General features: G+C 29.3%; 10 protein-coding genes and 2 tRNA genes. 6 read left to right on the top strand and 6 right to left on the bottom strand.

Features of this window, described 5'->3' with window-relative positions:
• Positions 1-24 precede the first annotated feature (24 nt).
• Positions 25-1086: a 3-oxoacyl-ACP synthase III family protein gene (locus MKD41_RS06615; RefSeq protein ID WP_240244651.1), complete on the top strand. Its 1062-nt coding sequence runs from the start codon at positions 25-27 to the stop codon at positions 1084-1086.
• Positions 1087-1171: 85 nt separating this feature from the next.
• Here the strand turns inward: MKD41_RS06615 and pafA are convergent, their stop codons facing one another.
• Positions 1172-2860, bottom strand: coding sequence for an alkaline phosphatase PafA (pafA, locus tag MKD41_RS06610; RefSeq protein ID WP_240244650.1), 1689 nt, complete (start codon positions 2858-2860; stop codon positions 1172-1174).
• Between the two features lie 114 nt (positions 2861-2974).
• On the opposite strand from pafA, the gene MKD41_RS06605 reads away from it, so the two are divergent.
• The 5 genes from MKD41_RS06605 (at position 2975) to MKD41_RS06585 (ending at position 7261) form a co-directional block, all read left to right on the top strand.
• A complete protein-coding gene (locus MKD41_RS06605) occupies positions 2975-3715 on the top strand; it encodes an MlaE family ABC transporter permease (protein ID WP_240244649.1) in 741 nt (246 codons plus the stop codon).
• Positions 3716-4483, top strand: a complete 768-nt coding sequence (locus MKD41_RS06600; RefSeq protein WP_240244648.1) for an ABC transporter ATP-binding protein — start codon at positions 3716-3718, stop codon at positions 4481-4483.
• 62 nt (positions 4484-4545) lie between these two features.
• A tRNA-Lys gene (locus MKD41_RS06595) sits at positions 4546-4618 on the top strand.
• Between the two features lie 39 nt (positions 4619-4657).
• Positions 4658-4738: transfer RNA gene (locus MKD41_RS06590), tRNA-Tyr, on the top strand.
• A gap of 114 nt (positions 4739-4852) precedes the next feature.
• Positions 4853-7261 (top strand): TonB-dependent receptor, encoded by a 2409-nt coding sequence (locus MKD41_RS06585; RefSeq protein ID WP_240244647.1) that lies wholly within the window; start codon positions 4853-4855, stop codon positions 7259-7261.
• Here the strand turns inward: MKD41_RS06585 and MKD41_RS06580 are convergent.
• Genes MKD41_RS06580 through MKD41_RS06560 form a run of 5 tightly spaced genes read right to left on the bottom strand, consistent with a single transcriptional unit; the run spans position 7258 to position 12634 of the window.
• Entirely contained in the window at positions 7258-8688 is a 1431-nt protein-coding gene (locus tag MKD41_RS06580; protein ID WP_240244646.1) for a DUF389 domain-containing protein, read from the bottom strand. The genes MKD41_RS06585 and MKD41_RS06580 overlap by 4 nt on opposite strands.
• 10 nt (positions 8689-8698) lie before the next feature.
• Positions 8699-9775, bottom strand: a complete 1077-nt coding sequence (locus tag MKD41_RS06575; RefSeq protein WP_240244645.1) for a mannose-1-phosphate guanylyltransferase — start codon at positions 9773-9775, stop codon at positions 8699-8701.
• Positions 9768-10367 (bottom strand): SprT-like domain-containing protein, encoded by a 600-nt coding sequence (locus tag MKD41_RS06570; protein ID WP_240244644.1) that lies wholly within the window; start codon positions 10365-10367, stop codon positions 9768-9770. The genes MKD41_RS06575 and MKD41_RS06570 overlap by 8 nt, the downstream gene beginning before the upstream one ends.
• A 3-nt stretch (positions 10368-10370) precedes the next feature.
• Complete coding sequence (locus tag MKD41_RS06565; protein WP_240244643.1) at positions 10371-11051, bottom strand: SDR family NAD(P)-dependent oxidoreductase; 681 nt, start codon at positions 11049-11051, stop codon at positions 10371-10373.
• A gap of 59 nt (positions 11052-11110) precedes the next feature.
• Positions 11111-12634: a hypothetical protein gene (locus MKD41_RS06560; protein ID WP_240244642.1), complete on the bottom strand. Its 1524-nt coding sequence runs from the start codon at positions 12632-12634 to the stop codon at positions 11111-11113.
• Between the last annotated feature and the right edge of the window lie 93 nt (positions 12635-12727).

The following is a 12727-nucleotide window of genomic DNA, read 5'->3' as shown; positions in this document are numbered from 1 at the left end:
TTGACTCCTAATTTTTTATAAAAAATGAGATCAGTAATAACAGGAACTGGAAGCTATATTCCAAATATAATTAAAAAAAATTCTGACTTTTTAAATAGTAAATTTTTAAATGATGATGGAAGCCCTTTTGCGAATGAAAATGCAGAAATTATTGAAAAATTTTGCGCAATAACAGGCATAGAAGAAAGACGGTACGCTGCTGAAGACCAAGATTCATCAGATTTAGCGTATTTAGCTTCAAAACAAGCAATTGAAGAATCTGGAATTAACCCAGAAGAACTAGATTATATAATTTTAGCACATAATTTTGGAGATGTTAAACCCAACTCTATTCAAGGAGATGTTTTACCAAGTTTAGCATCAAGAGTAAAAAATAAATTGGGTATTAAAAGCCCAGGATGTGTTGCTTATGATATTCTTTTTGGTTGCCCAGGTTGGATTCAAGGTGTTATACAAGCTGAAGCTTATATTAAATCTGGAATTGCAAAAAAATGTTTGGTAATTGGTTCAGAAACGCTTTCTCGTGTTATCGATCCTTTTGATAGAGATTCAATGATTTTTTCAGATGGTGCAGGGGCTTGTGTTATTGAAGCCGTTGAAACTGAAGAACAAGGAATTTTAAGTCATGCAGCTCAAACAGACACGGTAGATGAATGTTATTATCTACATTATGGTGAGTCTTTTAATAAAGAAGATACAAGCGGAGTTCAGTATATTAAAATGTTAGGGAGAAAAATTTATGAATATGGTTTAAATCATGTTCCTTTAGCAATGAAAACTGCCCTTGATAAAGCAGGTTTAGATATATCTGAAGTTAAAAAAGTATTTATCCATCAAGCTAATGAAAAAATGGATGAAGCTATTATTAAAAGGTTTTACCGTTTGTATAAAACAAAAGTGCCTAAAGATGTGATGCCAATGAGTATTCATAAATTAGGAAATAGCTCTGTAGCAACCGTTCCAACATTGTTAGATATGGTTAAAAATGGAGAAATTGAAAACCACGAAATTAATAAAGGCGATGTTGTAATTTTTGCTTCTGTAGGGGCAGGAATGAGCATAAATGCTGTTGTTTATAAGTATTAATTTTAAACTTATAAATATTTTAATAAAAAAAAGCTGCTGTGTTTTTAAAACATAGCAGCTTTTTAATGTATTTGTTTTTAAGTTGTTATTTTAAAACTTCAAGAATAACGTTTCCTGTAGATCCGTTTGGTTCGGATATATTTAAAAGACTAGCTAGGGTTGGAGCAATATCTACAATTGGATAATAATTGTTAGAGCTTCCTTTACTAATTTTAGCACCGTAAAATAATAATGGCACGTGTGTGTCGTATGCATAACCAGAACCGTGCGTAGTTCCTGTTTTTGAATAATTAGGAATTGTTGAAGGGTTTGGTACGTATAAAATATCTCCAGAAAATTTTTGATTGTATCCGTTTTGTAATGTTTTTAAAATTCCAGAAGTAAAACTAGTTGTTTGCAATGTGTGTGCAGTTACAGTTTTATAAACATTGTCAAAATTTAAAATTTCGTCTGCAATTTTTTGAGATACAATTTTAGTATCTAGTTTTAATTCTTTTAATTTTTGTTTGTTTAAAAAAACTTGGTAATTAGAAATGTTTTCAACTAACTCATCTGAATTAAAATACTCTAAAGTAATTTCATTTACAAACTTCTTAAATTTAGTAGTTTCAAAATAACCTCCTGGTATTTTTAAAGAATTTAAATAAGCAGGTACTTGCACTGCTGCGTGATCTGCGGTTAAAAAGATGGTGTAATTATCTTTACCTATTTCTGTATCTAAAAAGTTTAAAAAGCGTTCTAAATCTTTATCTAAACGAATATAAGTATCTTCTAATTCTTTAGCGTTTACTCCAAATTGATGACCTACATAATCTGTACTAGAATAACTGATAGCTAAAAAGTCTGTAAATTCTCCTTTACCTAAATTTTCACCCAAAATAGTAGCTTCAGCAAAATCTGTAGTTATTGTGTTACCTGCAGGAATCGCTTTTATAAGGCTATAATTATCGTTTAATTTTCTTAATTCTTTTAAATTGTATGGAAAAGTAGGTGTTTCTTTGCCTTTAAAAGTTCCTTCAAACTCATTATTGTCTGGTAATGTTTCTGTGTATGTATCTATATCGTAATAGGTATCCCAAGTATCATTTAAATAACTATTAGCCTTGCCTGAGTTGTTGAAATTTGTAACCCAGTTTGGGATTTTATCCATATAAAATGTGCTTGTCATAAATTTACCTTCATTACCGCCTTCAAACCAATAAGCCGCGTCGGCTGTATGTCCTGCAGGTAAAATTGAAGATCGATCCTTTATAGCAACTCCAATGGTTTTTCCATTCATATTTTGTGCTAATTTTAATTGATCGGTAATAGTAGTTGTTAACATTCTATGGGGTGATTTATTTCCTCCAGAAATTGCCCCAACAGTTCGGTAATTATCATCATCAACACAATAAATTGATTTTTTTAAATATTTATCGTACCAGTTATTAGAAATAATTCCGTGATTTACCGGTGTGGTTCCAGTATAAATAGAAGTATGTCCAACAGCGGTATATGTTGGAATATAATTATAATGTACATTTTTTAAATTGTAGCCATTGTTCATTAAACGTTTAAAGCCGCCTTCACTATATTTATTATAAAATTTAACCAAATAATCATAACGCATTTGATCTACAACAATTCCCACAATTAACTTAGGGTTTTTCTCATAAATTTCTAGTTGTGTTTTAGTAGTAATTTCGGTAGTTGAGCTTGTGTTCGATTCTGCTTTTATAGCAATACATTGAATTAATGTAAAGCTAACTAAAGAGAGTATAAGTAGTTTTTTCATTTAAAATATTTTACGTTTCAAAATTAGGTATTTTTTATTTTGAAAGATTAAATTTATGTTACAAAAAGATTAAAGGTGATATAATTTTAATATTTTAGCAAAAAAGAAAATTTAATGAATTATTTAGAGCATATTGGAAAGTATTTTATTATGCTGAAACAAGTTTTTAAAAAACCACAAAAATGGTCGGTTTTTAGAGAGACATTGTTTCGTGAAATTGAAGATTTAGGTTTAAAATCTTTAGGGATTATAATATTTATATCCTTTTTTGTAGGAGGTGTTGTTGCTATACAAACCGCATTAAATGTAGATAGTCCTTTTATACCAAAATATTTAATTGGGTTTGCAACTAAAAGATCTATGATTTTGGAATTTGCACCAACTTTTATGAGTGTTATTTTAGCCGGTAAGGTAGGATCTTATATCTCATCTAGTATTGGAACTATGCGAGTAACTGAGCAAATAGATGCTCTAGAAGTAATGGGTATTAACTCTTTAAATTACTTAATATTACCTAAAATTATTGCAACCTTATTCTTTTATCCAATTTTAATTGTATTGGCCATGTTTTTAGGTATTTATGGTGGATATGTTGCAGGGCTTTTAACAGGAAGATTTTTTAGTGAAGATTATGTTTATGGAATTCAACTAGATTTCAATCCCTATTTTATACAATATGCACTTATAAAAACTTTGGTTTTTGCGTTTGTAATTGCTACGATACCTGCATACCACGGATATTATGTAAAAGGCGGATCTTTAGAGGTTGGTAGAGCTAGTACTCAAGCTGTGGTTTGGACAAGTGTTGTAATTATTTTATTAAATTACTTTTTAACTCAAATGTTATTAGGATAAATGATTGAAGTTACAGATTTATATAAAGAATTTAGTGGAACTCCAGTTTTAAAAGGTATAACAACAACTTTTGAAAAAGGAGAAACCAGTATGATTATTGGTCAGAGTGGTTCCGGAAAAACAGTTTTTTTAAAATGTTTATTAGGACTACATGTTCCAGAAAAAGGCGGAATTTGTTTCGATGGAAGAAATCAAACAGCACTGGATATTAAAGAGAGAAGGCAATTACGACAAGAAATTGGAATGGTTTTTCAAGGTGGTGCTTTGTACGACTCTTTAACCGTAGAAGAAAACATAATGTTCCCTTTAAAAATGTTTACAAACGATAGTAATGCAGAGATGTTAAAACGTGTAAACTTTGTATTAGATAGGGTAAATTTAGTAAATGCAAATAAAAAATTCCCTGCCGAAATATCTGGAGGAATGCAAAAAAGAGTTGCTATTGCAAGAGCAATTGTTATGAAACCTAAATATTTATTTTGCGATGAACCAAATTCTGGATTAGATCCAAATACGGCAACTTTAATAGATAATTTAATTCAAGAAATTACCAAAGAATATCAAATTATTACCGTAATAAACTCTCATGATATGAATTCGGTGATGGAAATTGGAGAAAAAATTGTTTTTTTAAAAGATGGAGTAAAAGCATGGGAAGGAAGTAATAAAGAAATATTTAAAACTGAAAATGAGGCGATTGTAAAATTTGTTTATTCTTCAAATTTATTTAAAAAAGTAAGAGAAGTATATTTAAATGAAACAAAATAAAAAAGTTGTTTGTTTTTTTAAAATATACTCTTATATTTGCACCCGCTAAAAACAAATAAAGCGACCTGGTAGCTCAGTTGGTAGAGCACCTCCCTTTTAAGGAGGTGGTCCTGGGTTCGAGCCCCAGCCAGGTCACAAACAACTTTTAGTTTTATAAAAGTTTTGGTCAATATTGGTGAGATACTCAAGTGGCCAACGAGGGCAGACTGTAAATCTGCTGCGCAAGCTTCGAAGGTTCGAATCCTTCTCTCACCACAAAAGCCTCAAATTATTTAATTTGAGGTTTTTTTGTGTCTAATATAAATACGTTTAACTTTTTAAGTATTTTATTAAACAAAAGTTGTATATTTGTATAAATTGATCTTCCTAATGAAAAAAAATAGTTTTGCACTGCTTCTTTTATTAAACGTGTTAGTGGCATTTTCTCAAAATAGTGGAACTATTAAAGGGAAGGTTGTAGATGCGCAAACAAGAGAAACGCTTCCTTTTGTTAATGTTATAGTTGAAGGAACAACAATTGGTAAAAGTACCGATGAAGAAGGAAATTTTATAATTTCAAATGTACCGTTGGGCTATGTTAAAGTTTCGGTTTCATTTTTAGGTTATAAATCTCTGTTATCTGATGATTATTTGGTAACCATAGATAAAACGCCTTATATATTAATAGAGTTATCCCAAACTAACGAACAATTAGATGAAGTTGTAATACAAAGTCAGTTGTTTGAAAAATCTGTTGAAAGTCCACTGTCTGTTCAAACTTTAGGAATTTCCGAAATTGAAAAAAATCCTGGAGGAAATAGAGATGTTTTAAAAGTATTACAATCTTTACCAGGTGTTGCATCAAACCCCAGTTTTAGAAACGATATTATTATTAGAGGTGGAGCACCTTCAGAAAATAAATTTTATTTAGATGGGGTAGAAGTACCGGTAATAAATCACTTTCAAACACAAGGTTCTTCTGGTGGTCCGGTTGGTATTATAAATGCAGATTTAATTAGAAAAGTAGACTTTTATACAAGTGCTTTTTCTGCTAATCAAGGCAATGCTTTAAGTTCTGTTATTTCTTTTACCCAGAAAGATGGAAACCCCGAAAAATTAAACACTAGGCTTACTTTAGGAACGTCTGATGCAGGAATTACGTTAGATGGTCCATTGGGCTCTAAAACTACTTTTATGGTCTCTGCGCGTCAATCTTATTTGCAGTTTTTATTTAAGTTGATAAAATTGCCTTTTTTACCAACGTATAACGATTTTCAATTTAAAGTAAAACACCAATTAACAGTAAGCAGTGAGATTTCTTTAATAGGCTTAGGGGCAATAGATCAATTTAAGTTAAATGAAAGTGTAAATGATAATATAACTGACGAGGAAACTTTAAAACGAAACAGGTATTCTTTAAGTAATATTCCTATTCAAGAACAATGGAATTATACTGTTGGGGCTGTTTATAAATATTTTGGAGAAAATACTACAAAAGAAGTTGTGTTAAGTAGAAATGTATGGAATAATAATGCTAAAAAATATTTTAATAATTCTAACAATCCAGATGATTTGTTGCTTGATTATACTTCAAAAGAAATTGAAAATAAATTGCGTTTTGAAATCACTTCAACATTAAAGAATAATTATAAATTAAATGTAGGTATTGGTTTAGAAGATGCAACGTATACCAATAGTACTTTTCAACAGTTGGCAATTTCAGAAGGTGTTCAAGAAATTAATTTTTCTTCAAAATTATCTATGTTGAAGTATGCTGTATTTGGACAAATTTCAAAAAATTATTTAAACGCTAATTTGGGGATTTCTATAGGATTTAGGATGGATGGAGTAGATTATAATGATGAAATGAAAAATCCGTTAAATCAATTTTCACCTAGAATGTCATTGTCATATAAATTAAGTGATAAGCTTAGTTTAAATGCCTCAACAGGTATTTATAAACAGTTGCCTGCATATACAATTTTAGGGTATAGAGATGAATTAAATGCATTGGTAAATAAAAATAATGGGTTAAAATTTATTGAGGCTACGCATTATGTTTCTGGTTTAGAAATGAAGCCAAATTCCACTTCAAAAATAACTTTAGAGGGGTTTTATAAGGCTTATAAAAACTATCCATTTTCTGTAAGAGATCAAATTAGTTTGGCAAATTTAGGGTCAGATTTTGGTGTTATTGGTAATGAAGAAGTAATTTCTAATTCTAAAGGAAGAGCTTACGGAGTTGAATTATTAGCTCAAAAAAAATCATACAATGGTTTGTATGGTATTTTCTCTTACACGTTTGTTAAAAGTGAATTTAAAGATAATGCAGGTAGCTATATTCCTTCATCTTGGGACAACCGTCATTTATTATCAATTACAGGAGGTAAAAAGTTGAAGAAAAATTGGGAAATAGGAGGTAAGTTTAAGCTTGTAGGTGGACAGCCTTATACACCTTACGATTATGACGCGTCTGCAATAATTGAAAATTATAATGTTTCAAATAGTGGTATTTTAGATTATAGTAAATTAAATTCGGAACGTTTTGATACGTTTCATCAATTAGACCTTCGCGTAGATAAAACGTGGTATTGGGAAAAACTTTCGCTTAATTTTTATATAGATATTCAAAATATATATGGAAGCGAGTTTACTTCACAAGCGTATTTAATTCCTATTCAAGATGCTAATGGAAATAACAGCATAAATACAACAGATGAGACAAAGTATAACCTTGAAGAAATTTCTAACTCTTCAGGAAATACATTGCCAAGTTTTGGTGTTATTTTAGATTTTTAATTATTGTTTAATTGTAAAGTATCTAAATTTAAACGTGTTTTAAGCCATTTTTTTAATACCATTTGTTTGGCAGGTATATTTCTTATAGAGTCGTTCCATCGAGCGTTAAATACCGTAATAGTGTCAACAGAATTAAAGTTGGTGTGTATTAATTTAGCATAGCTTAAATGTTCTAATCCAGCATAATTTATTTGTGCTTCTTTACTTATTTGGATAAAAGGTATTTCAGCAGATTGGTATTTAGATATTTGAGTTGTTAGTAGCTTAATTTTTTCTTCTTTTTCTCTTACTGTTTCATCTCTAGATGAAATTATTTTTTGATTTTGGACATATAAATCAGTTAGGTTTTTTACTTCATGTCTAATATCTGAATCGTCTTCTCCTTGTTGAAAATCAAGCTCGGTACCATCTAAACCATATTCGATTAATTTTTCGTTCCATCTTTCAATTTCTGTATCAGATAGCTTATTTCCGTAAACAAATATTTTAACTTTTTTATTTTTATAATCTATATTTTCATCTTTTTCATCAATAATACTTATGCCGTTTCCTTTAATATCGTCTATTAAATGTTCTACAGCTTGTTTAAATTGATTTTCTTGAAATAAGTTAAAAAACAAGTATATACTTCCAGAAAATACTATAAGTGCAACAGTTGAAGCGGTAGTTGCAATACGTTTTCTTTTTGCAGAATTAATGTATTTAAGCATTGGAAAGCCCAAAAATTTAACAATTACAAAAGTGGCTAATGCAATAAAAATAGTGTTTATAGCAAATAAAAACATTGCGCCACCAAAGTAGCTTAAATTCCAAGTTGCCAGCCCGTAACCAGCAGTACATAAAGGAGGCATTAAGGCTGTTGCAATAGCAACACCTGCAATAGTGTTGGTTTGTTTGCTTCGTCTGCTTAAAGCAATTATTAATGCTAAACCACCCGAAATTGCAATAAAAACATCTCTTACATCTGGAGCAGTACGAGCCAATATTTCTGGTGTTTCACTTTGAAAAATTGGAAAAATAAAAAACATAGTAGAAGTAGCTAAACTTAGCCCAACCATTACGCCTAAATTTATTAAAGAACGTCTTAGAGTGTCGATATCATTTATGCCAATAGATAAGCCAATACCTAAAATTGGTCCCATTAAAGGAGATATAAGCATCGCTCCAATTACCACAGCTGAAGAACTTACATTTAGTCCGATAGAGGCAATTAAAATTGAAAAAACCAATACCCAAGCATTGTGACCTTTCATTGAAATATTTTCTTTAATATCTTCAATAGTACCTTTTTTATCGGTATCATTTCTAATATCTAAAATACTATGTAGAAATTGTACAATACTAGTCCAAATACCTTTAAAATCGTTTTCAGGTGGTGTGTTTGAACTGGTATTGCTATTTTGTTGATTGGTATTTTCAGTTTCCATATTTTATAGCTTATACAAATTTGTCTCCAAATTTAGATTTAACTTCAGCACTTATTTCTTTAATTTCTTGTTCTTTATCTTTAGGGCAAATTAAAATTACATTTTTTTTTTCAACTACAATAAAGTCATTTAAACCTTGAATAACAACTTTTTTATTAGATTGAGTATGAATGATATTACCTTTTGAGTTTTTAAAAATAACTTCGCCACCCACTACAGTGTTTTGGTTATTGTCAGCTTCCAGCTTTTCTTGAAGCGAACTCCACGTGCCTAAATCATTCCATCCAAAATTTGTTGGAAGTACACAAACATTGGTTGCTTTTTCCATAATTCCGAAGTCGATAGATATTTTTTGAGATTTTGAGTAATTTTCTTCAATAAAATTGTTTTCTGAAGCTGTATTATAATTGTTATTGCCTTTAGAAAATAGTTGGTGCATTTCGGGTAGATAAGTTTCAAATGCTTTTAAAATACTTTTAACACTCCAAATAAAAATACCTGCATTCCAAAGGTAATCACCACTGTTTAAAAATTCTTCTGCTGTTTCTAAATTAGGTTTTTCAGTGAAATTAATAACTTCTTTTATAGCTGTATCAGTTTTGTTAAACTTAATATATCCATAGCCAGTATTTGGATTGGTTGGTTTGATTCCAAGTGTTAGTAAAAAGTCGTTTTTTGAACAAAAATCAAAAGAAGTTTGAACGTTTGAAATAAATTCTTGTTCGTTTTCTATATAATGATCAGACGGAGCAACAATCATAATTCCATCTGGGTTTTTGTTAAAAATTTTTAAAGCACTATATAAAATACAAGGTGCTGTATTTTTCATTGCAGGTTCTAATAAAATTTGATTAGAAGCAATGTTAGGTAAATGTTTTTTTACTAATTTTTTATATTTTTTATTGGTTGCAATTAATATATTTTCTTTTGGAATTAAAGTGTCAAATCTATTATATGTTTGTTGAATTAACGAGTTTCCAGTACCTAAAATGTCGTGAAACTGTTTGGGTAATTTATTGGTGCTTATTGGCCAAAATCGAGAGCCAATTCCACCAGCCATAATAACTGCGTAATAGTTTTTATTCATTGTGTTCTATTATTTCTACTGCTGCATTTTGGTTGAATAAATAGGTTTTTTTGCTTTTTATTTCAACACATTCAAATCTTGTTCTTCTAATATTTCCTTTTTTGTAGATTTTATTTTTAAATAAAAACCTACTTCCGTGAGGTAATTCAAATATAAAACTCTTTCCCGAATTATCATCATAGCTATTTAAAGCTTGCATTAATTTTACATCTGATCCTGTACTTGCTTTTGGATTTATTAAGTAATTAGCTAGCAATGGAAGTATATCTTGTGGGAAAATTTCCGGATTTAAAAAAGGGAGCATTAAGTGTTGAAAGTTTCTTTTCCATTCAATTCCGTGAGGTTTTACACGTTTATTTTTTTTGAAAGTTACAAAATGTGCTAGTTCATGAATTAATGTTATTAAAAAATGATATTGATTTAAGTTGTTATTAATTGTTATTTGAACTTTATTATCAATAGTTCTTTTAAAATCGCCATGTTTTGTAGTTCTTTCATTAACTATTTTAATTACTAATGGGTGCTTTTCAAGAATTTCTTGAACCAAATTTAAAGCGTTTTTAGGAATATATTTTGCAAGCTTTTCAATCATAAATTATGGAGTTGTTGATGAAACTTGTAAAACTTTTCCGTTATAAAATTTGTTACCAGTAAGCGAAAAGTTGTAAATATAGTCAGCCATTTCTTCAGCTGTAACAGGAGCTTTATAGCCTGGAAAAGCCTCTTCTAGCATTTCTGTTTGTACAGCTCCCAAAGCAATTGCATTAAAAGAAATTTGCTGTTCTTTATACTCTTCAGCCAATACCTCGGTTAGGGTAAGTAAGGCTCCTTTTGAAGAACTGTAAGCAACTAATCCAGGAAATTTAACACTGCCTAAAACACCACCAATACTACTAATATTTACTACATGGCTGCCTTTATTTAAAAATGGAATTAATTGTTTTGTTAACTCTGCAACTGCAAAAACATTTACTTTGTACACTTCTAAAAAGTCTGTACTTGTAATTTTTTCAAAAGGTTTGTTTATCAATTTACCAGCATTGTTAATTAAAATATCAACATTTTTCCAATTGTCTTTTATAAAGTTTGTTACTTTTTGTAAGTCTTTTTCAGAAGATAAATCGACAGAAAGTGTGGTAATATTTTTAAGGTTTAAGTTGCTTAAAGGTTCCGAGTTTCTGGATAAAGCAAGTACATTACAATTATTTTTAGCAAATAGTTGTGCTAATTCAAATCCAATACCGCGACTTGTTCCTGTAATTATTATATTTTTCATATTTAATTTGTAAATAAATATATTGTTATTTTTTTGGTAAAAATACAGCTTTTAAAATTTTAATTAAAAATTGTATGTTGGTAAGCGCCAATATCTGCAGGAACTGTTCTTTGTATACCTAAAATATCATAAGGAACTAAAGTGTTTTCTTGAGTATTTGCATTTTTAATAGCATCTGAGTTTTGGCCAATAATTAGTTGATTATTAATAGCAGATTTAAAATCGGGATTTGCATTTATAATGTTATTTTGAAAGTGGTTTGTGTCTTCAAAATTATATTCGGAAATGCCCTTGTAACTTTGATTGTAATCGTTAAATGTTATTAAATTATTTTTAAAGGTATAGTTAAAAATGCTTCCTTCAGCTTTATCTATAATCAATTCAATATTTGAATTTCCATCTATAATACAATTTGTAAAGTTAGCAGCATATAAATTACGCGTTTCAGTAATTTGCTCTCCGTTATTATTGCTGTAAGAATAATAATTATTGATTAAAACACTAGGATATTGGCGTAAATTTCCATTCCAAAAGTTGGTAAATGTTGCATAATTAAAATTATATGTTCCTCCAATAGTACAAGCTAAAGAAGCTTGTCCGCTATTATTTATTACTAAATTTTCACCTTTAATATTGGTTTCTCTAGCTAAAATTCCATAGTTGGTGCTATTGTAAATTTGTGTGTTTTTTATAGTTAAAGTAGGGGAGTTGTAACCACTGATGGAATCTATAATAATTCCTGCAGTTGCATTTTTAATAATTGCATTATTTATAATATTGTTTTTACTGCCGGCACGTAGCCAAATAGTACCCCATTGGCCTGGAATATTGCTAAATTCAGATTTTAATCTGTCTCCTTTAAAAGTTACTTGTTTATTTAGTGTTCCCTCCACCAATAAAGTAGCATTTTTATTGATAATAATACCAGAATTTGAATGAAAATAAATGTTTGCACCAGCTTCTATAGTTAGTGTTTTATTTTCTGGAACTGCACAATAACCATAAATTACATACGGTTTTTGGTTGGTAAAAGTAGTGTTGTCATCTAAGTAAAAACCATTAATTTTAAGAGCTTCTCCATTAGCATCTAAACCAGTTGTAATGGTTTCGGTTAAACCGTTTGAATTTTTTGAAGGGAATAAAAAATGAGCATCTTTTACTAATGTTATTAGTGGTACTTCTTGAGTGTTTTCTCCGGTGTCAAAAATAATTTCATCTTGATAAATTGGATTTGTAACTTGACTATAATCTATAGTAGTTTCAATAAAAATATAAATACTGTCTTTGGCTAATATTTTAATATCTTCAAATATTTTTCCAGAAATACCATCAACATTTAACCTATAATTAGAGTTTTCTCCATAATTTAATTTTATAGATGGTACAGAAATATTTTTATTACTTTTATTATATACTTTTAAGTTATAGGTGCTTGAACCGATATTGGTAAATACAGTATCTAAAAATACGGTATCTTTTGAAAAAGATAAATCTCCAGTACTTAAAACTGCGCCAAAGTCTTTTCTACAAGAAGCTGTAATTAATAAGGTAATTACAGTTAAAAAGGTTAAGTAATAACGCATTAATTGTGTTTTAGTAAATGTAATATTAATTTAAAGAAAACCCATTGTACATTTTGATGAAAAATCGTCAAAAGGGGTAAGTTTAACGATTAA

This window comes from Lutibacter sp. A64 (assembly GCF_022429565.1).
Classification (GTDB): Bacteria; Bacteroidota; Bacteroidia; order Flavobacteriales; family Flavobacteriaceae; genus Lutibacter.
Note: the sequence above shows the minus strand (reverse complement) of the source record. Positions and strands in the feature narration are given on the sequence as shown.